Raw genomic sequence first — 24,081 nt, 5'->3', positions numbered from 1 at the left:
AGAGGCGAGCCTAAAATTTTCGTATTATTTACACTGTTACAGAAATAAACCTGAAGGCGTAAACCAACGAGTATTAAACTGAGTAGTACAATTCAAACTCAAGTGGGTGAACGGCCATATTAACGCGCTCAACATCTTTAGATTTCAACTTGATATAAGAATCAATGAAATCGTCCGAGAATACACCGCCAGAAGTTAAGAAATCACGATCATCATCTAGTGCTTTCAAAGCGACTTCTAGAGATTCCGCTACTTTCGGGATCTCTGCAGCTTCTTCTGCTGGTAAGTCGTACAAGTCTTTATCCATAGCATCGCCAGGGTGAATCTTGTTCTTAATACCGTCAAGGCCTGCCATTAATAGAGCAGCAAATGACAAATATGGGTTAGCCGCTGGATCTGGGAAACGAGCTTCAATACGACGAGCTTTAGGGCTTGGTACTACTGGAATACGAATTGATGCAGAACGGTTACGAGCAGAGTATGCAAGCATAACCGGCGCTTCATATCCAGGTACAAGACGTTTGTATGAGTTAGTCGATGGGTTAGCAAAAGCGTTAATTGCACGCGCGTGCTTGATGATGCCACCGATGTAGAACAGTGCCATTTCAGATAAGCCGCCGTACTTATCGCCAGCAAACAGGTTTACACCATCTTTATTAAGAGACATGTGAACGTGCATGCCAGAACCGTTGTCGCCAACGAGTGGTTTAGGCATAAAAGTCGCTGTTTTACCGTATGCATGAGCAACGTTATGAACAACATACTTATAAATTTGAATTTCATCTGCTTTTTCAGTCAAGGTATTAAAACGAGTTGCGATTTCGTTTTGACCTGCTGTTGCTACTTCGTGGTGATGTGCTTCAACGACAAGACCCATTTCTTCCATGATTAAACACATAGCAGAACGGATGTCTTGAGATGAATCAACAGGTGCTACTGGGAAGTAACCACCTTTAACGCCAGGACGGTGACCTTTGTTACCACCTTCGTATTCTGTACCGCTATTCCAAGCCGCTTCTACGTCGTCAATTTTGAAGAATGCGCCTGACATTTCGTTACCGAATTTAACGTCATCAAATAGGAAGAATTCTGGTTCTGGGCCAACAAGCACAGTGTCAGCAAAGCCCGCTGAGCGCATGAAGTCTTCAGCACGTTTTGCGATAGAGCGTGGGTCGCGGTCGTAGCCTTGCATGGTTGCAGGCTCAAGAATGTCACAACGGATATTTAGCGTTGAGTCTTCTGTGAATGGGTCTAATACTGCGCTTGATGGATCTGGCATCATGACCATGTCAGATTCGTTAATGCCTTTCCAGCCAGCGACAGAAGAACCGTCGAACATTTTGCCATCTTCAAAGAAGTCTGCATCTACTTGGTGTGCAGGAATAGAAATATGTTGTTCTTTACCGATAGTGTCGGTAAAGCGTAAATCAACAAACTTAACTTCGTTTTCAGCGATCAGAGAGAGTACGTTTTCAACTGACATCTTGGATAACCTCCGGTGTTATTAATACTGTTTGAACGATTAAAGCTATTCTTACTAGTGAACATGTCTTTTAGTAACTATGTTTTTTAGTGAGTTTCTGCATTAAGCGATCTTGATTGTTTAAAATTATCAATGATGCTTAGTACTAAGCTAAAATCGTGCCAAGAAAATAAATCCTTTAAATTCAAAGAACTAAAGTTATAAAGCCCAATAAGGTGCAAGTCGATGATCTAATTTGGTGCGCAGTTGCACTAACATGGTGCGTGTGGCGCTGTTTTGATGCAATCGATTGAATAACCCCTCTATTCAGCCGAGTATTTGATCGTTTGTCAATGACGTTTATAGTAACAAGGCCGCGTTTTTGTAAATTGAGATGAATGGAATAAAATGGCTAGATAAGACACAATATATTTCATTTTTTTATGTCTGAATGGCAATAGAGCGTTTAAATCGAAGGAAAAGCGTAAATAATCGCCACTTTGATCACATATTTCTAGGATTTTTTCGAAAATCTGGTACATTTACGACCGTTTTTTTAATCAAGTTCGCCCAACGCTTGGGTGTCTTTTATAAGTGAATTGAATTCCATGACTACTCCACAGATTGATAAGTTAAGAAATATCGCGATTATCGCGCACGTTGACCACGGTAAAACGACCTTGGTTGATAAGCTTCTACAGCAATCGGGTACACTTGAATCTCGTGGTGAAGCTGAAGAGCGCGTCATGGACTCAAACGATATCGAAAAAGAACGTGGTATTACCATCCTTGCAAAAAATACTGCAATTAACTGGAATGACTACCGTATCAATATCGTTGATACCCCAGGACACGCCGATTTCGGCGGTGAAGTAGAACGTATCATGTCGATGGTTGACTCTGTTCTACTAATCGTTGATGCGGTTGACGGTCCTATGCCTCAAACTCGTTTCGTTACTCAAAAAGCATTCTCACATGGTCTAAAGCCAATTGTTGTTATCAACAAAGTTGACCGTCCTGGCGCTCGTCCTGATTGGGTTATGGATCAAATTTTTGATTTGTTTGATAACTTAGGCGCAACTGATGAACAACTAGACTTTAAAGTTGTTTATGCATCAGCATTAAATGGCTGGGCATCTATGGATGAAGGCGAAGTTGGCGAAAACATGGAGCCACTTTTCCAAGCCGTTGTTGATAACGTTGATTGCCCAAATGTTGACGTTGATGGCGCACTGCAAATGCAAGTGTCTCAACTAGATTACAACTCTTATGTGGGTGTTATCGGTGTTTGTCGTGTTACTCGTGGTAGCGTTAAACCAAATCAACAAGTGACTATTGTTGGCGCTGACGGTAAGAAACGTAACGGTAAAGTAGGTACAGTCCTTGGTTACATGGGTCTTAGCCGTACCGAAGTTGACCAAGCTTTTGCTGGTGACATCATTGCAATCACCGGTTTAGGTGAGTTGAAAATTTCTGACACTATCTGTGATGTAAATACAGTTGAAGCAATGAAGCCACTTTCTGTTGACGAACCAACAGTAACCATGACTTTCCAAGTAAACAATTCTCCGTTTGCTGGTAAAGAAGGTAAATTTGTTACTTCACGTAATATCCTTGAGCGTCTAGAAAAAGAATTAGTACACAACGTAGCATTACGCGTTGAAGAAACCGATAGCCCAGATCGTTTCCGCGTTTCTGGCCGTGGTGAACTTCACCTTTCTATCTTGATCGAAAACATGCGTCGTGAAGGCTACGAGCTAGCAGTATCACGTCCTGAAGTTATCATCAAAGAAGAAGACGGCCAAAAAATGGAACCGTTTGAAACTGTAACGATTGATGTTATTGAAGAGCATCAAGGCGCTATCATGGAAAGCATCGGCCTACGTAAAGGCGAGCTAACTAACATGGCGTTAGACGGTAAAGGCCGTGTACGTATGGACTTTATGATGCCTTCTCGTGGTCTTATTGGTTTCCAAACTGAATTCCTAACTATGACTTCTGGTTCTGGCTTGATCTATCACTCATTTGATCATTACGGCCCGCATAAAGGTGGCGTAATTGGCCAACGTGCTAACGGCGTATTAGTTTCAAATGGTATGGGTAAAGCGGTAACTTACTCACTATTTAACTTACAAGATCGTGGTCGTTTATTTGCAGAGCACGGTGATGAAGTTTATGAAGGTCAAATCATCGGTATTCATAACCGTGATAACGATTTAACTATCAACTGTCTTCGTGGTAAGCAATTAACTAACGTTCGTGCATCTGGTACTGATGAAGCACAAACACTTTCTCCAGCGATTAAATTTACGCTAGAGCAAGCGCTAGAATTCATCGATGATGATGAGCTAGTAGAAGTAACACCAGAAAGCATCCGTATTCGTAAACGTCATTTGACTGAAAATGAACGTAAACGTGCAGGTCGTGGACCAAAATAAAATCACACCAGTTGTGATATAGTGAAAAGCCGATGCAATTGATTGCATCGGCTTTTTTTATTAACGAATGTTTAAAATGAGATTATTATTTTTCGGTTCTCTCAGGGATCTTAATTGCGGTCAATATGTATATGGATAGATAATGAAACCAATCATCATTACGGGCGGTCCAGGAGCAGGGAAAACCTCTATTATAAATGCTTTGAACCTTCACGGTTTTACCACTTTTCCTGAGTCTTCTCGTTATTTGATCGAGCAACAATCTCAATTAGAACATGGTATTTTACCTTGGGATAATTTAGCTCAGTTTGCTGAGCTATGTTTAGATCATATGCAGCGACAAAAAGAACAAGCTTCGCAAGTCGGTGGGGTGAGTTTTATGGACCGAGCGATCCCTGATATTGTGGCTTACTTGAAGCTTGGTCATCAATCTGTGCCTGATTATATTCGTAATGCCGGCTTAGATTATCATTCACAGGTTTTTGTTTGTCGGCCTTATTCTGCTATTTATGTTCAAGACGAGGTGCGTCCACATAGTTTTGAACAAGCGTGTGAAGTGCATGATTTGATTATCGATATCTATACTGAATTAGGTTATAAAGTGGTAGATGTGCCTTGGGCGAGTATCGAGCAACGTGCCACTTATATTATTCAGCAATTATCTTAGGGACGGTATATGAATACATTACGGACAGTCGAAACACGGTTAGGTCTGTATCTTCACTACTTTGTGTATCTAAAGGAAAGAGTTGTGCATGATCGGTTAGCGGTTAATGCAGGGTATATGGCCTATATTACGTTGCTCTCATTGGTGCCACTTACAACGGTATTGGTCACAGGCTTATCTAAATTTCCCGTATTTGAAGGGATTAGTAATCAGCTTCAAGAGTTTATTTTTAGTAATTTTGTTCCTGCCGCGGGTTATGCAGTAAAAGATGCGATCAATTCTTTTATTGATAACACAGCAAAAATGACCGCCATTGGTGGTATTTTTGTCTTTATTACAGCGATGCTATTGATTTCAACTATTGATAAAAACTTGAATTATATCTGGCGAGTGAAGCGTAAACGCCGCTTAGTATACTCTTTTTCTATGTATTGGATGGTATTAACATTAGGTCCACTTTTTATTGGTTTAAGCTTGGCCTTAACGTCTTACATTACTTCAACTCAAATTTTAAGTAGTGAGACACTCAATTTAGTGTATCGACTGCTTCCTATGCTTTTTTCTTCCTTTGCTTTTTTTGGTCTCTATTTATTGGTACCCAATATTAAAGTGAAGATTTTCCATGCTTTAAGTGGGGCGCTTGTCGCTGGGATATTATTTGAACTCAGTAAAAAAGGTTTTGCTCTTTACATTACGGCTTTCCCATCATATCAACTAATTTATGGTGCAATTGCAGCCATTCCGATCTTATTTGTTTGGATATATTTGTGTTGGTTTATTGTTTTAATTGGCGCTGAAGTCACGGCTAGCTTAGGCGAGCGTGAGCATTGGAATGAAAATGAACCTTTTCATCGTTTGGAACAGTTATTGGAAAAGCTGATTAGAAAAGCTGATAAGAAGGATGATGTATTGTGATTGCACTTATTCAGCGAGTGAGTGAAGCCAATGTTCGTGTTAATGGGGAAATTGTCGGTGAAATACAGCAAGGCCTATTAGTGTTGCTAGGAGTTGAAAAAAACGATGATGAAGTAAAAGCAAGACGTTTAACTGAGCGAGTATTAGGTTATCGCATTTTTGAAGATGACGCGGGGAAAATGAACTTAAACGTTCAACAAATTGGTGGCAGTGTTTTGGTTGTCTCACAATTTACCTTGCCAGCGGATACTCAAAAAGGCATGCGGCCAAGTTTTTCGAAAGGAGCGGATCCAGCCGAGGCGCAGCGTTTGTATGATTATTTTTCTTTATGTTGCCAAGAGTCGGGGGTAAATACGCAAAATGGTCGTTTTGCTGAAGATATGAAAGTGGCATTGGTTAATGATGGACCGGTGACGTTTTGGCTACAAGTTTAACTCGAGTTAGCGGTACGCCAATTAATGTATAAATAAGGGATTGAGATGTTTAAGTTAGTGACGCCAAAAACGGATGCGGATTTACAACGCTATTATCATTTTCGTTGGCAAATGTTGCGTGAGCCTTTTCATCAACCACTTGGCTCGGAGCGAGATGAATATGATGAAATGAGTTCGCATCGCATGATTGTGGATGGTCGTAATCGGATCATGGCGGTTGGGCGGATTTATCTTACTCCTAATAGTGAAGGGCAAGTGCGCTACATGGCGGTGAATCCTAATCATAGAGGGAAAGGGCTAGGTTCGTTGATTCTGGTCGCTCTGGAAGCTTATGCGGTACAAGAAGGGGCAAAACGCTTAGTATGTAACGCTCGCCAAGATGCAATTGCTTTTTATAATCACAATGGATTCGAAAGCCAAGGTGAGTTGAGTGATGAAATCGGACCAATTCGACATCAACAAATGATCAAAAAGTTGAATACATTATCCCAAGTGACTCATCGACCAGATTGGTGTGATGAACTACAAAAGCGATGGCGGCAAGAAATTCCAATTTGTGGAGCGATGGGTATAAGAATTAGTCAATATACGGGTTATCGCTTTGAGTGCTCAGCACCGCTTAATCCTAATATTAACCCACATGAAACCATGTTTGCAGGCTCTATTTTTACCTTAACCACCTTAACGGGCTGGGGTATGGCATGGCTATTAATGCGTGAAAAAGGATTGGAAGCGGATATTATTTTGGCGGATAGCCAAGTGCGTTTTAGAGCTCCTGTAACAGAAAGCCCGATTGCCGTGACCTCGCTTGATGGAATTAGTGGTGATTTGGACCGCTTAGAAAATGGACGTCGCGCGCGTATTATTGTCAAGGTGACGGTATACAGCGGTGACATACCAGCCGTCGAATTTACAGGAACTTATATGTTAATGACGGACTTTTTAGGTGAGGCTCCAGTCGTTCGTTAGCGGACTCTATCTTTATTTAATTGGTCTGTCTTTTCACTAACCACCGCTCTAACCTAATTGTGGATTAGAATCTTGCAACGTGTATGAACGGTGTCGTTAGCGTTATCTTTAATCACTTCTGTCTTACGTCTTAAGGGCTTGTTTTTTGAGTGAACAATATTATTTCGGCGATTGACAACTGTCTTCGACGTTAACTCCATTACGCTCACCTAATAAGTTAAAAGTCAGCGCTTTGCATTCTCCTTCCAGCCGATATTGTACATTGCCTTTTTTGGGGAAGAGAAAATCATACTCGCCGCCTAAATGAGCTGAAAAATCATCGCCTTTAATGCTAAAAGGTTTTAATGACACTCGACCACGATCAGCATTCAAATGAATGTCTCCGATTATTACAGGCTTACGGAGCGCTTCATCTTTTATACTGGTTTCTTTGGTGATATCTGCACTCATGGCTTTAGCAGACTCTGGGTTATCTTGACTTCGCTTATCGATAGGTGCGACTTCTGCTTGTTGATTTCTTAGCCACAGGGTTTCAAAATTATCACTGCTGGTGGCTTGGCTGATGGTCGCATCCAGTTTACCTGTCACGCTGTGATTAAAAATAAGCAGATCGCCATACAGGCCTTCAGCATTCACCGTTAAGTCAGTAATCCCATCTAAATGCAGCGGCAAATTAAAGCCACGGGTAATAAATCTCAACGGAATGCCAGAAGCGTCAAGATTTAAGCTCCAAGGCTGGCTAGTTTGCGCATAAGCCATATCTGCTTTGCCTTTAATTAACCCATCCTCCAATGGTACGAATAGGTTTTCTAGCCAAAAGTGTCCATCTTTAGAGTGCATGTTCAGCAATAAATTACGGCTAGTTACTTTATCGTAGGTAGTGCTACTGGCGCTGATACTAAGCCTGCCATTCCAAAGCCCCCATTGACCAGCGCGTTTTAGTTCAAGTTCATCGCCATCAATACTCATTCCTGAGGTCTGCATTGCAGGTTCTTGGGTGAGGTCGATGACTTGAACATTGCTTATGGTTAATGTTTTAGCGCTAATTGTGTCGAGTTGTTTTAGATATTGTAATGTTAATGCTTTTGAATCAGCCGATGGGATCCATTTTATATTATTTATATTTAGCTGATTAAATTGCAGACTGGTTGGCGTTAACTGTGCCTGTAAGTTGACATCGCCTTGCAGCGCCTCCAGTGACAAGCTTTTTATCACAGCTAATTGGGGTTGAAGATTAAGATCTAAGTGAGGAGATGCAATTGCTTCTCCCATTATGCTCATTGATTGCGCGGAAGCAATAATAGCTGCATTTTGTTGATCCCAAAGCTTAAAAGGAAGCTTGATGTTCTGAGCATTCACTGTGAAATTATTTGCCGTGAACAAAGGAGTATCCAAGCTAGAATTGTTCACATCAAGCTGATCAATGTCCATCGGTATGTGAGTAAACCAGCCTAATGCATCTGGCTTAATTTCATCGAGGTTTTGTTGTTGCAGTCTGAGCCCTGAAATAGACACTTGAGGTAGTTGCCAAACCTTGGAGGATGCTATTTTAGTTGCTTGAGCCTTGAACTTTCCTTTACGCCAATCAAATTGAATATCATAAAAAGTGGTACTTTCTGGAGTGATATCAGCATCAAGAAAAACATGGTCAAGTGCTTCACCTTGCCAGTAAATTTGATCCGCAGAGATTTGTACTTGGCCATAAAAAGGTAAGATTTTCGATTGATGATATTTCGGTTGTTTAATCTGGATGCTCATGTCTCGCGCTACCCAACCGTGATCGGCGAAATCAATGCTAGAGATCGATAACTGATTGATGTGGATATATGGGTATACATTTAGACCCGGCCAACCGTTTTGTAATGCCATACCTTCAAGTAACACATTATCAATCTGTAATTTACCGTTTTTCCAGATTGGGTTATCTAGCCAGATTTCAACATGACGGAGTAACATTGATTGTTCAGTGTTAGGGCTTTTTATTAATACCCCTTCAAAAGTGAAATGATCAGGTTGTCGGTAAGAATAGTTAACCTCTCTGACTTCAACTGGCTTGTTTAAAATATGCTTGAAAGCAAAGTTGACTAAATTTGGAGCGTATCGAGTATGCAATGTGGCGTAAGAAGCGGCTAAAATCACCATTAGTAACGCAATTAAACTAGCAATAATGGTAAGCAACTTTCTCATGGTGCATCCTGTCAGTCGAGATTCATTGTAGAAGATTCAATTTATAGAAGATTAGTGCTTGAGTGAAGTGTTGTTTGTCGAAAACTGAATATAAAGGCGGGGATTATGTGGATAAACACGTTGACAATGCTTTAGCTAGGTTTCTAGCTTAACCCGAGACCCGAGACCCGAGACCCGAGACCCGAGACCCGAGACCCGAGACCCGAGACCCGAGATGACAGTTAATTCTTCTGTGGCCCTGCAGCGATTAACGATTTTCCTTCATCGTTATCAGTATATTGAGCAAAGTTCTTAATAAATAAGCTAGCCAATTCCTCTGCTTTTGTTTGCCATTGCTCGCTTGATTCATAAGTGTCACGGGGATCTAAGATCGTAGGATCGACTTTTGGTAGCGAGGTTGGCACTTCCAAGTTGAAAATTGGGATGATTTTAGTTTCAGACTGATCAATTGAGCCGTCTAAAATTGCATCAATAATACCGCGCGTATCTTGAATCGAAATACGCTTACCTGTGCCGTTCCAACCTGTATTTACGAGGTAAGCCTCTGCTCCGGCGGCTTCCATGCGTTTTACTAACACTTCTGCGTATTGAGTAGGGTGTAATGTTAAAAATGCGGCTCCAAATGCAGCTGAAAAAGTCGGGGTTGGTTCGGTAATTCCGCGTTCTGTACCGGCTAGTTTAGCGGTGAATCCAGATAAGAAATGGTATTTAGTTTGTTCTGGAGTCAGCTTAGAAACTGGCGGAAGTACTCCGAAGGCATCAGCGGTTAAGAAAATAACTTTTTGTGCATGACCTGCTTTTGATACTGGTTTTACAATATTATCAATGTGGTAGATAGGGTAAGACACGCGGGTGTTTTCGGTTTTGGAACCATCGTCAAAATCAATGATGCCTTGCTCAGTTACCGTCACGTTTTCTAATAAAGCATCGCGGCGAATCGCGTTGTAGATATCCGGCTCAGCTTCTTTGGATAGGCGAATGGTTTTGGCATAACAACCACCTTCAAAGTTGAATACACCATCGTCGTCCCAGCCATGTTCGTCATCACCAATTAATTGACGCTTTGGATCGGTTGATAGTGTGGTTTTTCCGGTTCCAGATAAGCCAAAGAAAATAGCGACATCACCCTGCTCTCCAACGTTGGCAGAGCAATGCATTGAGGCCATGCATTTGAGAGGAAGAAGGTAGTTCATCATCGCAAACATGCCTTTCTTCATCTCGCCGCCATACCAAGTCCCACCAATAATTTGAATACGCTCGGTTAGGTTAAAAGCCACAAAGTTTTCAGAGTTCAGACCTTGCTCTTGCCAGTTTGGATTATTGGTTTTTGCGCCATTCATGACGATAAAATCAGGTTTGAAGGTTTTTAATTCTTCATCCGTTGGACGAATAAACATATTTTTTACAAAGTGAGCTTGCCATGCGACTTCGGTAATAACTCGAACTTGTAAGCGGGATTCTGGGTTTGCGCCGCAAAAGCAATCCACCACAAATAGACGTTTACCAGAGAGTTGTTTGGTGACTAAAGATTTTAAATCTTGCCATACTGCTTGAGTGATCGGTTTGTTGTCGTTTTTACCTTGATCGGACCACCATAAAGTATCTCGAGTCGTATCATCTTTGACGATGTATTTATCTTTTGGTGAACGACCAGTAAAAATACCAGTATCAACAGAGATTGCGCCTAATTCCGTTACGATACCTTTTTCATAACCGGATAAATTAGTTTGAGTTTCTTCTGTAAACAACAAGTCATAGCTCGGGTTATGGAGTACGTCAGTTACCTGATTAATGCCATATTGGGTGAGATCTATTTGTTGCGCCGCGTTATGTTCCATAGCCGTCATAGATGATCCTTAGTTTCAAATTGTAGGGAATTTAAGTTTGGGGCTCATGTTGTGCCTAGTCGTTCATAAGCAATGACGTTATTTTAACCACTTTATATGTATGGTTTTATCGTTATCGTCACAAAATGACTCTATCAAATAATGATAAGTAAAAACCGCGATCTGAAACCACTATGATTATTATTTAAATAAAAATAAGTGATGATATTTATCGATAAAATACAGAATAAACGAGTATGAAATGAAAAAAAGCCAACATAATGTCGGCTTTTAAAGGGGGAATGATAACTTACAGTAACCAGTGAATTAACGGTATTTTTAATGCAACGTTTTTTTTGCTTCCGCGAGGATATGTTCAACTTGCGCAGAATCAAAAGAATAACTGGTGCCGCAATAATCACAATGCAGCGCAACTTCACCTTCAGTGAGTAAAATATCGTCCAGCTCATCTTTCGCTAAAGTGGCAATCGCACCTGCGCTGCGCTCACGAGAACAACCGCAAAAAAACTCAATTGCTTGAGGATCAAATACCTTAACTTCTTCTTGGTTATATAAACGATATAACAAATCATGCGCATCTAAAGAGAAAAGTTCTTCATCTTTAATGGTTTCAGTTAGCTTCTCTAAATGCTCAAAATCATCAGCGGAGCCTGTTCCGTCGGGCATGATTTGCAACAACATTCCAGCTGCGTGAGCTTGACCTTCATGAGTACCTGTACGTAACCATAAGCGAGTTTTTAATTGTTCAGAACGCTCAAAATAACCTTCGAGTATTTCGGCTAACGTATCACCTTCTAATCCCACAACACCTTGATAGCGCTCACCTTGCTTTGGTGAAATCGTGATCACAAGATGACCTTTTCCGATAAGTTGATGTAAAGTTGCATTCGAGTCAATGTGACCTTCCCAACGCGCAACACCTCGAAGTTTTTGTTCATGGTCACCGTTGATAACAGCAAGAGAAACAGGTCCATCACCTTGCAGTTGCAGAGTGATTGAACCTTCAAATTTTAACGTCGCAGTCAGTAGGCTGGTGGCAACTTGCAGTTCACCTAATAAATCACGGATAGGTTGCGGGTAATCCTTACTGGCAAGAATGAGTTGGTAAGCGCTATCAAGTTGAACCAACTCGCCGCGTACCGATAAATTTTCAAATAAATAGCGATGTAAAAGATTATTTGCCATCAGTTAGGGAACTCCCTGAGGTTATTGATGTTTAATAGTCGTGTTCGACTAAAAGATAAAGAGTAGATATAGATCAATAATAGATATTGCGGTTCAAGCCGAGTATCGAATTACTGCTGTTTAAAGCGAATGATACTTCGACGCTGTTTTTTATCTGGACGTTTATCAGGGCTTGGACTGTGCAGCGCGTTAAGTTTATGTTTCTTTGCATCTTCTTCACGCTTAGTCATGCTTTCTGGTGTTTCGCTATACAAGGTTTGTGCTTCTGGTGCACCACGTCGGTGTTCGGATATTTTTTCGATAATGATGGTTTTTTCTTCATTACCTTGGCGTACGCGCAGTTTAGCGCCAAGTTCAACCATTTTACTAGGTTTACTACGTTGGTCATTATAGTGAACTTTACCACCATCAACCATGCTACGTGCGATTGAGCGAGTTTTATAAAATCGCGCAGCCCAAAGCCATTTGTCTAAACGTACCGATAAAGTTTGTGAACTCATTCTGAGATATTGCCTTAAAGGGTTTACAGTCAAAAGTAGATAAAGAATGGTGGTGCGAGATTAATATTTCAAGGTTTCTGAATCACAAAAATAGGCATAGAGTTATTTATTTTGTTGTCAATGTCGCGATAACGATGTGTTTATATAAGAATTTATATAACCTAAGCTAAAATGATGTCAGATTTACCTGCTTTAGTTAAGTTTTAAGGTGTTTTTATTTGGTTGGATGCCATTTAAACGGTAAGGTTACAGATTAATATAACAATAAATATTAGCTCATGCGCACAATAAGAATGGAGTCTTAATTCACATGCCACCCTCGATGACTTCAAAAATGGATTACAGAGGTCAAATATCTCAAATTACAGCACGATTTATGTCGTATCAGGCATCGATTTCTTACGCTTGTACATTGGTGCTGTTAGCCTTAATTGCATGGTTTGTTGGGATCTTATTTTGGTCAATTCTGACACCAGCTCCTAGTGTTAGCCATTGGGTTGCACCAAGTGTGGCTTCAACTCATATTGTTCGTAACAATGGTGATCGTATCTCAGAACTGACAAATAGTGATTTGTTCGGTAGCTATAGTCAGGAATCGGTAACAAGTGAGCCTGTGATTAAAGATGCGCCACAAACACGATTAAATCTCACCTTAGTGGGGGCCGTTGCCAGTAATAACCCGAAATTAAGTTTGGCGGTTATCGCTAATCAAGGAAAACAGTCCACTTATGGTTTAGGTGAGACGATTGATGGTACTCGAGTGACGTTAAAGTCCGTGTTGGCTGATCGAGCGATTATTGATAATCAGGGGCGTGATGAAACGTTGATGTTAGAGGGAATTGATTACAGCAAACTCAATCAAAACTCAGTGCCTAAAACAGCAGATCCCCCTAAATCATCAAGTGCTGATTTGGTTAAAATACGTGAAGAAATTTCACAAGATCCGCAAAAAATATTCCAATACATTCGTTTGTCACAAGTGATGGATGAAGGAAAATTAAAAGGTTATCGAGTTCGCCCCGGGCAACAACGTGAATTATTTGACTCGGTTGGGCTACAAGATGGCGATATTGCTACCGTATTGAATGGACGTGATTTAACTGATCCATCACAAATAACAGCGCTATGGAAAGATGCTTTAAGTGCGCAACAATGGAATTTAACTGTTGAACGTGATGGGCAATTGCACGATATATACATTGAGTTTTGATAAGTTACTAATTTTAAAGAGGCTATGACTGTTAAATAAACTGTGTTTTTTTAATGGGTCGTGGTTTTAAAAAGACAGTAAGTTTTAAGTAGATAGAAAATTTTAAGCGATGACGATCGTTTCAGGATAATTATAGTCACCGTTTTGGTGGGCAGGAGCATTGCGTGAAGAACGTGAACGGAATAAAAAAATCGATAAAAAAAGCCGCGCTTGTTTTAGTCGCCAGTCTAGTTTGGTGTTCGGCTTCGGCAGAAGAGTTTAGTGCCAGCTTTAAGGGCACTGATATTCAAGAGTTTATCAATATCGTGGGTCGGAATCTAAATAAGACCATTATTGTAGATCCTTCTATTCGAGGGAAAATTGATGTGCGCAGCTACGATGTTTTGACTGAAGAGCAATATTATAAATTCTTCTTAAATGTGCTCGAAGTGTATGGTTTTGCTGTGGTTGAGATGGACAATAACATCTTAAAAGTGATTAAAGCGAAAGATGCAAAAACATCGGCAATTCCAGTCGTAGGTGATAATTCTAAGATTACAGGTGATGCGGTTATTACTCGCGTAGTGGCGGTCAAGAATGTTTCGGTACGTGACCTTTCGCCTATTTTGCGTCAGCTTAATGATAATGCCGGAGCAGGCAACGTGGTGCATTATGATCCCGCTAATATTATTTTGCTAACAGGCCGAGCATCAGTCGTAAATCGCTTAGCAGATATCATTAAACGTGTCGATCAGGCGGGTGATAAAGAAGTCGAAGTAATTGAATTAAATAATGCATCAGCCACTGAAATGGTGCGCATTGTTGATGCCTTAAATAAAAGCGGTGATGCCAAAAATACTCCCGAATTACTGCAGCCTAAATTAGTGGCCGATGAGCGCACTAATTCTATTCTTCTCTCTGGTGAGCCAAAAGTTCGAGAGCGTTTGAAAAAACTGATTAAGCAGCTTGATGTTGAGATGGCGACAAAAGGCAATAACCGAGTGGTTTACCTACGTTATGCCAAAGCTGAAGACTTGGTTAAAGTGCTTGATGGCGTCTCTGAAAATCTGCAAGCGGAAAAGCAAACCAAATCTCCTACGGGTCAATCGTCGTCAAAGAGTAGCGTAATGATCACCGCCGATCCGGGAACCAACTCACTGGTATTAACGGCGCCGCCCGATATTATGAGAGCGTTAGAAGATGTGATTTCTCAGTTGGATATTCGCCGTGCCCAAGTTCAAGTTGAAGCCTTGATTGTTGAATTAGCTGAAGGTGAAGGCATCGATCTTGGTGTGCAATATGCCAATACTGAAACTGGCAGCATGGTGCAATACGGTAATGCTAATGCCAAAATTGGCGCGGTCGCGTTAGGGCAAAAAGAAGCTGAAGATACAAATACAACAACAGCTGTATATGATGATAATGGGAATTTTTTACGTAATGAAACAACAACGGAATCAGGTGATTATTCCTCGTTAGCATCCGCTTTATCCGGCGTAAATGGTGCGGCATTAAGTATTGTAAAAGGGGATTGGGCAGCGTTAGTAAGCGCGGTGGCCACGGACTCGAATTCCAATATTCTATCTTCTCCAAGCATTACGGTGATGGATAATACCGAAGCTTCTTTTATTGTGGGTGAGGAAGTACCTGTGATTACTGGTTCAACAGCTGGGGCGGATAATGATAATCCATTCCAAACGGTTGATCGAAAAGAAGTCGGGATTAAACTTAAAGTTACGCCGCAAATTAACGAAGGCGACTCGATTCAAATGAAGATCGAGCAAGAAGTATCGAACGTATTGGGAGCCAATGGTGCAGTCGATGTGCGTTTTGCTAAGCGCCAAATTAGTACCACTGTTATGGTTGAAGATGGCCAAATGATCGTTTTAGGTGGTTTGATTTCTGAAGAAGCCCAAGAGAGTAAATCTAAAATTCCATGGTTGGGTGACATTCCTTATTTAGGAGTGTTGTTTTCTTATACCAACAGCACCAAACAAAAACGTAATTTGATGGTATTCATTAAACCAACCATTATTCGTAATGGTATGGCCGCCGATGGTCTTTCTAGTCGTAAATATAATTATATTCGCGCCGAGCAATTATATCGTGCCCAAAAAGGTATTCGCTTGATGCCAAATGCAGAGGTTCCTGTGGTAGCTAAATTAGGTAAAGAAGCTCGTCAGCCAGCCGAGATTCAAGCGTTTCTTGATCAGCTAAAAAATGCAGAGCCTAAGCAAGCTGAACTCAAAGCGCAAGGTGAGCAATAATGGTTGAGTTGCCAAGTGAAGACACTCAGCACACCGTATTGCGTTTGCCGTTTGCTTTTGCTCGGCGGCATCAAGTGGTGTTGGAATGTGAAAACTTACAAACGACTTTGTATTTTGTTGATCAACCATCACCGCAAGTATTGTTGGAAATTCGTCGAGCGCTTGGTAATAGCTTTATTCCAAAGCAATTAACCAAGCAAGAGTTTGAAAATAAACTGACGGAATCCTATCAACGAGATTCTTCGGAGGCGCGTCAATTAATGGAAGACATTGGCGCTGATGATGATTTCTTTTCGTTGGCTGAAGAACTGCCAGAGAATGAAGATTTATTAGAATCAGAAGATGATGCACCAATCATTAAATTGATTAACGCCATGTTGGGCGAAGCAATCAAAGAAGGTGCGTCGGATATACACATCGAAACCTTTGAGAAAGTGCTATCGATTCGTTTTCGTGTCGATGGCGTACTACGAGAGGTTTTAACGCCAAGTCGCAAGCTTGCCCCTATTTTAGTGTCACGCGTTAAGGTTATGTCCAAATTGGATATTGCCGAAAAACGAGTACCACAAGATGGGCGAATATCTCTGCGTATTGGTGGACGAGCGGTGGATGTACGGGTTTCTACCATGCCATCTTCTCATGGCGAGCGAATTGTAATGCGTTTGTTGGATAAAAATGCCACTCGTTTGGATTTGCATAGCCTTGGTATGACCGCTGAAAACCATGCCACTTTCCGTCGTTTAATTGCTCGCCCACATGGCATTATCTTGGTGACAGGGCCAACTGGCTCAGGTAAATCCACTACCTTGTATGCCGGTTTGCAAGAGCTTAATAGCACCGAACGTAATATTCTCACCGTCGAAGACCCAATTGAATTTGATATCGATGGTATTGGTCAAACTCAAGTCAATACCAAAGTGGATATGACCTTTGCTCGTGGCCTGCGCGCTATTTTACGTCAAGATCCTGATGTGGTGATGGTAGGGGAAATTCGCGATCTTGAAACCGCGCAAATTGGTGTGCAAGCCTCGTTAACCGGTCACTTGGTCATGTCTACTCTGCATACCAATACCGCTATTGGTGCGATCACTCGTTTGCGGGATATGGGAATTGAACCATTCTTAATTTCGTCTTCTTTATTGGGCGTATTAGCGCAGCGCTTGGTCAGAACATTATGCAAAAGCTGCAAAACGCCTTATCAAGCCGATAATGAACAAAAAAAACTGTTTAATCTTCAATCACCAGAAGAACTCATACTTTATAAAGCGGTAGGCTGTGAGCATTGCAACAATAAAGGTTACCGTGGTCGAACGGGTATTCACGAAATGCTGGTGATTGATGATACAACACAAGAATTGATCCATGCTGAAGCAGGTGAGCAAGTGATCGAAAAAGCGATTCGAGCTAAAACCCCAAGTATTCGTGATGATGGCCTAGCTAAGGTAAGGCAAGGGATCACGACGTTAGAAGAAGTTCTTCGTGTGACGAAGGAAGTCTAATCATGGCAGCCTTTGAGTACAAAGCGCTCGACGCAAAAGGTAAACAGAAAAAAGGCATACTGGAAGGTGATAATGCCCGCCAAGTTCGTCAACGCTTAAAAGAAAAAGGCTTAATGCCAACTGAGGTGATTGAAACTAAAGCTAAAAGCCAGCGAGCTAAATCGAATGGTTTTAGCTTTCAGCGTGGTATTAGCACCAATGAATTGGCCTTGGTAACACGTCAATTATCTACCTTAGTGCAATCAGGAATGCCGCTTGAAGAATGCTTACGCGCAGTAGCGGAACAATCTGAAAAACCCCATATTCGTAATATATTAGTAAGTATTCGCTCACGTGTGGTGGAAGGCTATACCTTATCTGACAGCATGGCAGACTTCCCTGCAGTATTTGATGATCTGTTTTGCGCCATGGTGGCGGCAGGTGAAAAATCTGGTCATCTTGATGCTATTTTGGATCGTTTAGCCGACTACGCGGAAAATCGTCAAAAGATGCGTTCTAAACTGCAACAGGCAATGATTTATCCGATCATGCTGACCTTGATTGCGTTAAGTGTGGTGGCTTTTTTATTAGCCGCAGTGGTGCCTAAAATTGTCGACCAATTTGTGCAAATGGGACAAGGGCTGCCTACTTCTACACAAATACTATTGAATGCCAGTAATTTTGTTCAGAACTGGGGGCTAGAGTTATTAGTCCTCATTATTGTGGGAATTTTTGGTTTGAAAGTGGCGCTGAAAAAGCCGAATTTTCGTATGGCTTGGGATAGAAAAGTTCTCAAATTACCCGTAATTGGCAAGGTGGCGAAAGGATTAAATACTTCGCGCTTTGCTCGCACTTTAGCTATTTGTTCATCTAGCGCTATTCCATTATTAGATGGGATGAAAGTGGCGGCCGACGTCATGAGTAACCAATACTTTAAATCACAAGTCATGGAAGCATCAGAACGCGTTCGTGAAGGAACCAGTTTGCGCAAATCATTAGAACAAACACAACTATTTCCACCTATGATGCTGCATATGATTGCCAGTGGTGAGCAAAGTGGTGAGCTAGAACCGATGTTGATACGCTCTGCCGATAACCAAGATCGTGATTTTGAATCTTTGGTCAATATGGCGCTGGGCGTTTTTGAGCCACTGTTGATCGTGTTTATGGCAGGGATTGTGTTGTTTATTGTTACCGCGACCTTAATGCCGATATTAGAATTAAATAACTTGGTCACACAAAAATAAGCGGGCAAAAGAAAGATTTATTATAGGAGAGAAAAAATGAGATTCAAATCAACAAAGAACCCACTAACTCGCAAGCAAAAAGGTTTTACCTTGCTTGAAGTTATGGTGGTGGTGGTTATTTTGGGTATCTTAGCCAGTTTTGTTGTACCTAATCTTTTAGGTAACAAAGAAAAGGCCGACCAACAAAAAACGGTCACGGATATTGTGGCGTTAGAAAACGCATTGGATATGTATAAATTAGATAACAGTGTTTATCCGACTACAGATCAAGGATTGGAAGCATTGGTGAGTAAACCAACGGGCAGTCCTGAGCCTCGTAATTACCGTAATGATGGTTATATTCGTCGCTTACCAAAAGACCCTTGGGGTGGTGATTACCAATACTTAAGCCCTGGTGATAAAGGCAATATCGATGTATTTAGTTTAGGTTCAGACGGCCAAGAAGGTGGCGATGATGGCGCTAAAAAAGATATTGGTAATTGGAATATTCAAGACTTCCAATAAAGATTAGAACCGAAATTCGAGGACCTTTCGCTCGAGATTTTAAGTCTGAGTTGGTTCTGAGTTCTGTTGTTGGTCATTATTCGAGATAGAAGTCGTTTGTTGTTTTAAGGAAATATATGCAGCGTAAGGCTGGCTTTACTTTACTTGAGATCTTATTGGTTGTGGTATTGATGTCACTATCGGCATTAGCCGTGGTGCAAACCATGCCGGAGAGACAAGATGATCAGCTAAAAGATCAAGCCTTACGTTTTTTTCAGCGTCTGCAATTACTCAGTGATGATGCCATTTTGAATGGACAAGATTATGGTATTTATATTGATGATAAAAAATTCAGTTATAAATACATGATCTTAACTGAAGATGGCTGGCAAGAAGTAAAAGATGATAAGCACTTCACCGCAACACAATTACCGGAAGGCACTCAGTTTCAATTTCATTTAGGTTCTGGCGCTTGGGCCGATGACGATCGTCTATTTAAAGCGGAAGACTTTTATGAAGATCATTTTGATGAGGATGATAAGAAGCCCAAACCTCCGCAAGTATTTGTACTCTCAAGTGGTGAAAATACGCCATTTGAAATAACGTTTAACTCTGAGCAGAATAAAGAAAATGAACAAAATTGGCGAGTTAAAGTGTTAGAAACGGGCGAGGTTACGCTATTGTCTCCAGGGGAATCGGATGAAAATGATGATGCTAAAGCACATTAAATCATCAATATGTTCGAGTTCACCGACATCGGGCCGAAAAAATCAGGCCGGCATGACGTTACTTGAAGTTTTGATCGCACTGGCTATTTTTGCTACTGCAGCGATTAGTGTGATCCGCGCAGTCACCCAGCATATTAATACGTTGACGTATTTAGAAGAGAAAACCTTTGCCAGTATGGTGGTCGACAATCAATTGGCATTACTGCATTTAGATAAACCATTAACGTCAGCTAAAAAAGGCAAAGAAGAGTTTGCCGACAAAACGTGGTATTGGACGGCTAAGCCAGTAAAAACTGGTATGGATTTAATTAAAGCCATCGATGTCAGTGTTTCAACCGATAGCGATCAAAAGAATAGTATTTTAACGGTGCGCACTTATGTTAAACCATAGTTTCAGCCGTTATTGCAGGAAAAAAATATCGTTCAAGCAGGACCGAGGCTTTACTTTAATTGAAGTCTTAGTAGCGATTATGGTGTTTGCGAGTTTAAGCCTTGGTGCGTATCAAGTCGTGAATCAAGTACAGCGTAGCAATCAAGTCTCACTGGACAAAACCGAGCGGCTGCAAGAGTTGCAACGAGCAATGATCGTGATGGATAACGATTTCCGGCAAATGGCTCAGCGGCAATTTCGCTTTGGTAACGATAATGGTGGAAATGATAAAGCCAAGGTGCTCTATGCCGGAGAATATATTCTTGATTCTGACAGTAATGGCATCGTTTTTACGCGTTTAGGTTGGCTGAATCCACAACAGGCTTTTCCGCGTGGTGAAATCGTCAAGGTTGGCTACCGAGTGGTGCAAGATAAATTAGAACGAGTCTGGTGGCGCTATCCTGATACTCCAATTGACCAAGAGCCGTTACATAAAGTTGTGTTATCTCAAGTCGAAAAGCTAGAATTTCGTTTTTATGATGGAACCACTTGGCAACAAGCATGGACAAAAGACATTCAGTTACCTCAAGCGATTGAAGTAACATTACATTTAAAAGATTATGGTGATATTCGTCGGGTTTATGTGATCCCACAAAGTGAATCAACAAACGTTGCTGAAGGGGATAATAATGCCGCTTCATAAACAAAAGACTGCTTATAAAATGACAATGAAGCATCGTCACAAATATAAAACCAAGCAAAAGCAGCAAGGTGTGGCGCTCATTTTTGTATTGTTGATTGTCGCAGTATTAGTGGCATTAGCGGCAACCATGACCGAACGTATGTCGACTCAATTTTATCGTGCTAGTAACTTATTGAATCACCAACAAGCCTATTGGTACAGCATGGGCGTAGAAGCGCTCGCGCAAGTGGCGATTGAAGAAACCTATAAAGAAAACAGCGATGTGGTCAATTTGAGCCAAGCGTGGGCAATGAAGGATGCACATTACCCACTTGATAATGGTGAAGCGATTGGCAGTATCCGTGATATGCAGGCGTGTTTTAATCTTAATGCGCTTTCAGGATTACCTGTTTCGAGTAATCCAAGTGAGCGACCTTATTTAGTTAAAGTGCTGGCGTATATGTTAGAAGATGCTGGAATAGAAAGCTATCAAGCCGAAGTGATTGCTGACTCAGCCAAAGAATTTGTCGATAGTGATGATACGGTTAATACGCCATCAGGTGTTGAGAACAGTACTTATGAAGGTTTTAAGCCGGCGTACAGTGCGCCCAATGGAATGATTGCAGATGGCACTGAATTTAGAGCGATGAATCAAGTGAGCGCTCAGGCGATGAATGCTGTTGAGGGCATTATTTGTGCCATTCCAACCTCTACTTTGGCGGTTAATGTGAATACTATTAAATCCGAACAGGCCTTGCTATTAGCCGGTTTATTTCAGCCGAGCTTGAGCCTCGATGATGCAAAAAAAATCATCGATGGTCGACCTTATGACGGTTGGTCAAGCGTACAAGATTTTTTGGCCGAGCCTGAAATTAGTCGAGTGTCACCTAATATTCAATCGCAAGCCAAACCATACTTAGTGGTGACGAGCAAATATTTTGAATTAGATGCGCAAATTAAAGTGGATGAGTCGAGAGTGCGGTTAAGAAGCCTGTTGTATAGTGCCGATAATAAAACCACCCAAATCATACGTCGTCGTTTCGGAGGGATCAGTGAACGAGTTTCTGACAATCAGGCTGAGCAATAACCCTAGCGATACTATCGCATGGTTAGTGTGGTCGACCCAGTTAAATGATGTGATAGCCTCGGGCGAAATTGCAGATCGTCAACATTTGGCGCAGCTGTTTGAATACAGCCAGCAACGTACTACGATTGCATTATTACCGAGCAGTCATGTGTTATTGACTCCAATCACTGTGCCTTCTGGTGCTGCGCGTCAACTCAATAATATGTTGCCATTCTTAATGGAAGATACGCTGACACAAGATATTGAAACCATGCATTTTAGCGTATTGCATAAAGAAAGCGATCAAGCGACGGTTGCGACGGTTGATCGCGATTTATTGGCACAATGGGTGCTCGACTTTAAGCAAGCGGGGATATTGCTCAAGCGAGTTTTACCAGATTGTTTAGCACTACCAAAACGAGACACGGGCATTAGCGCTGTGCATCTTGATGGGCAATGGTTATTTTATCAAGGTGAGGTAAAAGGCGCTGCCGTTGATGACTCTTGGTTAGATATATTCTTACATTCAGGCTGGCTTGATCCTGAAGGCGATGCATTACATTTTGAAGATCTGTTACAAGATGCTGAAGAGCCAGATCTTGTGGATCCAGGTGAAAACTCTGAACAGGGTGAAGATTCCGATCTTAGTGAGATCCAGTCGATTCAAGAGTCGGTAGAAGAGCTGGCAAATGCATCAAATGACACGCTAGTTACAGATCAAACCCCTGTTGGAAATAAAGACAAATTAGGATCTTCTGTGTCAAAACCACCTTCTGTACCAAAGGCAGAAGACAATACCACTATTTACAGCTATAGCCCGTTACCAATTGGACACGAAAGTTTACCCGGACAATGGCAAGCCTTACCTGATGAATTAATCATGTCAGTTTTGGCACAAGGCGCGATTTCAAATAAAGTGAACTTGTTGACTGGGGAGTTCAAATCTCAATCTTCATGGCTAAAACATTGGAAAGTATGGCAGAAATTGGCTGTTGCGGCTTGCGTTCTTATCGTTGTTTTACTCGTGAATAAAAGTTGGCAAGTACAGCAATTAGAAGCTCAAACACAAGCTTATCGAATTGAAAGTGAACGTATTTTTCGAGCTGTATTTCCTGATAAGCAGCGTATACCAACCGTGAGTTATTTAAAGCGCTCTATGCAAGATGAAGAACAAGCGTTATCTGGCGGCGGCGGCGGAGCATCGGCGCTGGGTTGGATGGCAAAGCTTCCAAGGGCGCTGCAACAAGCAAAATCTATTTCCGTGCAAAGTGTCCAATTTGATGGCACCAGACAAGAGATTCGTCTGCAAGCACAGAGTAATGATTTTCAACCTTTCGAGATTCTACGGACTGAACTAGCAAAAGATTTTTCGGTTGAACAAGGTCAGTTAAATAAGAATGGTTCGGTTGTACAAGGTAGTTTTGTTATAAGAGCTAAATCATAAAAAGGCGTACTCATGAATGAAAAAATAGTGGCTTATATTACGCCTCTGTCGACTTGGTGGAACAGTATTTCCTTACGTGAGCGCCGATTAGTCTTAGCATGCGCGGGATTATTGGTGCTTGGGTTTTTATATTGGGGAATATTTCAGCCGTTATCACAACGCAGCGAAGACGCTCAATTACGTTTAAGCAGTGAGAAACAATTATTGTCTTGGGTAACTCATTCTGCAGATAGCATCGTTGAACTGAGATCGAAAACTGGAACTCAATCTTTTGATAGGGGGCAGCCGCTCAATCAAGTGATTGCAAGTACTGCTCCGCGCTTTAAAGTCGAACTTATTCGTATGCAACCTCGTGACGATATGTTGCAAGTTTGGGTTCAACCTTTAGCATTTAATAACCTAATTAACTGGATAGCCGAGTTACGCGATAAATATGGTCTGAAAGTGCAGTTCCTTGATATTAACCGTGCAGATAAATCTGGCGTCGTAGAAGTCAATCGCCTGCAATTTAGCCGAGGATGAT

The 24,081-nt window shown here is 41.4% G+C and carries 21 protein-coding genes; 16 read left to right on the top strand and 5 right to left on the bottom strand.

Features of this window, described 5'->3' with window-relative positions; translation table 11 throughout:
• Window positions 1–73 precede the first annotated feature (73 nt).
• Entirely contained in the window at window positions 74–1,483 is a 1,410-nt protein-coding gene (gene glnA, locus HC725_RS13920) for a glutamate--ammonia ligase (RefSeq protein WP_190332448.1), read from the bottom strand.
• A gap of 587 nt (window positions 1,484–2,070) precedes the next feature.
• Here glnA and typA point away from each other — a divergent pair.
• The 5 genes from typA to HC725_RS13895 all read left to right on the top strand — a co-directional run bounded on the left by typA (window position 2,071) and on the right by HC725_RS13895 (window position 6,885).
• Window positions 2,071–3,900, top strand: a complete 1,830-nt coding sequence (gene typA, locus HC725_RS13915; protein ID WP_190332447.1) for a translational GTPase TypA — start codon at window positions 2,071–2,073, stop codon at window positions 3,898–3,900.
• A 142-nt stretch (window positions 3,901–4,042) separates the two neighbouring features.
• Window positions 4,043–4,567: an AAA family ATPase gene (locus HC725_RS13910; protein WP_190332445.1), complete on the top strand. Its 525-nt coding sequence runs from the start codon at window positions 4,043–4,045 to the stop codon at window positions 4,565–4,567.
• Between the two features lie 9 nt (window positions 4,568–4,576).
• Window positions 4,577–5,482 (top strand): virulence factor BrkB family protein, encoded by a 906-nt coding sequence (locus HC725_RS13905; RefSeq protein ID WP_190332443.1) that lies wholly within the window; start codon window positions 4,577–4,579, stop codon window positions 5,480–5,482.
• Window positions 5,479–5,916 carry a D-aminoacyl-tRNA deacylase gene (dtd, locus tag HC725_RS13900; RefSeq protein ID WP_190332441.1) on the top strand — a complete coding sequence of 146 codons (438 nt, stop codon included), beginning with the start codon at window positions 5,479–5,481 and terminating at the stop codon, window positions 5,914–5,916. Before HC725_RS13905 ends, dtd begins: the two co-directional genes overlap by 4 nt.
• A gap of 45 nt (window positions 5,917–5,961) precedes the next feature.
• The gene (locus tag HC725_RS13895; RefSeq protein ID WP_190332439.1) at window positions 5,962–6,885 is read left to right on the top strand and encodes a bifunctional GNAT family N-acetyltransferase/hotdog fold thioesterase; all 924 of its coding nucleotides are present in this window, start codon (window positions 5,962–5,964) and stop codon (window positions 6,883–6,885) included.
• 159 nt (window positions 6,886–7,044) lie between these two features.
• Here the strand turns inward: HC725_RS13895 and HC725_RS13890 are convergent, their stop codons facing one another.
• From HC725_RS13890 to hslR, 4 genes are all read right to left on the bottom strand, one after another.
• Window positions 7,045–9,072, bottom strand: a complete 2,028-nt coding sequence (locus HC725_RS13890) for an AsmA family protein (protein ID WP_190332437.1) — start codon at window positions 9,070–9,072, stop codon at window positions 7,045–7,047.
• A gap of 221 nt (window positions 9,073–9,293) precedes the next feature.
• A complete protein-coding gene (gene pckA, locus HC725_RS13885; protein WP_190332435.1) occupies window positions 9,294–10,919 on the bottom strand; it encodes a phosphoenolpyruvate carboxykinase (ATP) in 1,626 nt (541 codons plus the stop codon).
• 318 nt (window positions 10,920–11,237) lie between these two features.
• On the bottom strand, window positions 11,238–12,104 hold the full coding sequence (gene hslO, locus HC725_RS13880) for an Hsp33 family molecular chaperone HslO (protein WP_190332433.1): 867 nt from the start codon (window positions 12,102–12,104) through the stop codon (window positions 11,238–11,240).
• 110 nt (window positions 12,105–12,214) lie between these two features.
• The gene (gene hslR, locus HC725_RS13875) at window positions 12,215–12,604 is read right to left on the bottom strand and encodes a ribosome-associated heat shock protein Hsp15 (protein ID WP_190332432.1); all 390 of its coding nucleotides are present in this window, start codon (window positions 12,602–12,604) and stop codon (window positions 12,215–12,217) included.
• A gap of 310 nt (window positions 12,605–12,914) precedes the next feature.
• Here hslR and gspC point away from each other — a divergent pair, with 310 nt between their 5' ends.
• The 11 genes from gspC to HC725_RS13820 all read left to right on the top strand — a co-directional run bounded on the left by gspC (window position 12,915) and on the right by HC725_RS13820 (window position 24,080).
• Window positions 12,915–13,814, top strand: coding sequence for a type II secretion system protein GspC (gene gspC, locus HC725_RS13870; RefSeq protein WP_190332431.1), 900 nt, complete (start codon window positions 12,915–12,917; stop codon window positions 13,812–13,814).
• A gap of 182 nt (window positions 13,815–13,996) precedes the next feature.
• Window positions 13,997–16,060: a type II secretion system secretin GspD gene (gene gspD / locus HC725_RS13865; RefSeq protein WP_190332502.1), complete on the top strand. Its 2,064-nt coding sequence runs from the start codon at window positions 13,997–13,999 to the stop codon at window positions 16,058–16,060.
• Window positions 16,060–17,559: a type II secretion system ATPase GspE gene (gene gspE, locus HC725_RS13860; RefSeq protein WP_190332430.1), complete on the top strand. Its 1,500-nt coding sequence runs from the start codon at window positions 16,060–16,062 to the stop codon at window positions 17,557–17,559. The genes gspD and gspE overlap by 1 nt, the downstream gene beginning before the upstream one ends.
• A gap of 2 nt (window positions 17,560–17,561) precedes the next feature.
• A complete protein-coding gene (gspF, locus tag HC725_RS13855) occupies window positions 17,562–18,785 on the top strand; it encodes a type II secretion system inner membrane protein GspF (protein WP_190332428.1) in 1,224 nt (407 codons plus the stop codon).
• Window positions 18,786–18,821: 36 nt separating this feature from the next.
• Window positions 18,822–19,289, top strand: a complete 468-nt coding sequence (gspG, locus tag HC725_RS13850; protein WP_190332426.1) for a type II secretion system major pseudopilin GspG — start codon at window positions 18,822–18,824, stop codon at window positions 19,287–19,289.
• 116 nt (window positions 19,290–19,405) lie between these two features.
• Window positions 19,406–19,996, top strand: a complete 591-nt coding sequence (gene gspH, locus HC725_RS13845) for a type II secretion system minor pseudopilin GspH (protein WP_190332425.1) — start codon at window positions 19,406–19,408, stop codon at window positions 19,994–19,996.
• On the top strand, window positions 19,977–20,387 hold the full coding sequence (gene gspI / locus HC725_RS13840; protein ID WP_190332501.1) for a type II secretion system minor pseudopilin GspI: 411 nt from the start codon (window positions 19,977–19,979) through the stop codon (window positions 20,385–20,387). Before gspH ends, gspI begins: the two co-directional genes overlap by 20 nt.
• Window positions 20,374–21,069 carry a type II secretion system minor pseudopilin GspJ gene (gene gspJ / locus HC725_RS13835; protein ID WP_190332424.1) on the top strand — a complete coding sequence of 232 codons (696 nt, stop codon included), beginning with the start codon at window positions 20,374–20,376 and terminating at the stop codon, window positions 21,067–21,069. The genes gspI and gspJ overlap by 14 nt, the downstream gene beginning before the upstream one ends.
• Before the next feature lie 25 nt (window positions 21,070–21,094).
• Entirely contained in the window at window positions 21,095–22,135 is a 1,041-nt protein-coding gene (gene gspK / locus HC725_RS13830) for a type II secretion system minor pseudopilin GspK (protein WP_190332499.1), read from the top strand.
• Complete coding sequence (gene gspL, locus HC725_RS13825) at window positions 22,101–23,558, top strand: type II secretion system protein GspL (RefSeq protein WP_190332423.1); 1,458 nt, start codon at window positions 22,101–22,103, stop codon at window positions 23,556–23,558. Before gspK ends, gspL begins: the two co-directional genes overlap by 35 nt.
• Before the next feature lie 12 nt (window positions 23,559–23,570).
• Window positions 23,571–24,080, top strand: a complete 510-nt coding sequence (locus HC725_RS13820) for a type II secretion system protein M (protein ID WP_194687968.1) — start codon at window positions 23,571–23,573, stop codon at window positions 24,078–24,080.
• The last annotated feature ends 1 nt before the right edge of the window (window position 24,081 follow it).

It is taken from the genome of Vibrio sp. S17_S38 (assembly GCF_014694375.1).
Lineage (GTDB): Bacteria > Pseudomonadota > Gammaproteobacteria > Enterobacterales > Vibrionaceae > Vibrio.
The sequence above is the reverse complement of the archived record's forward strand: the minus strand, read 5'-3'. Positions and strand labels throughout refer to the sequence as shown.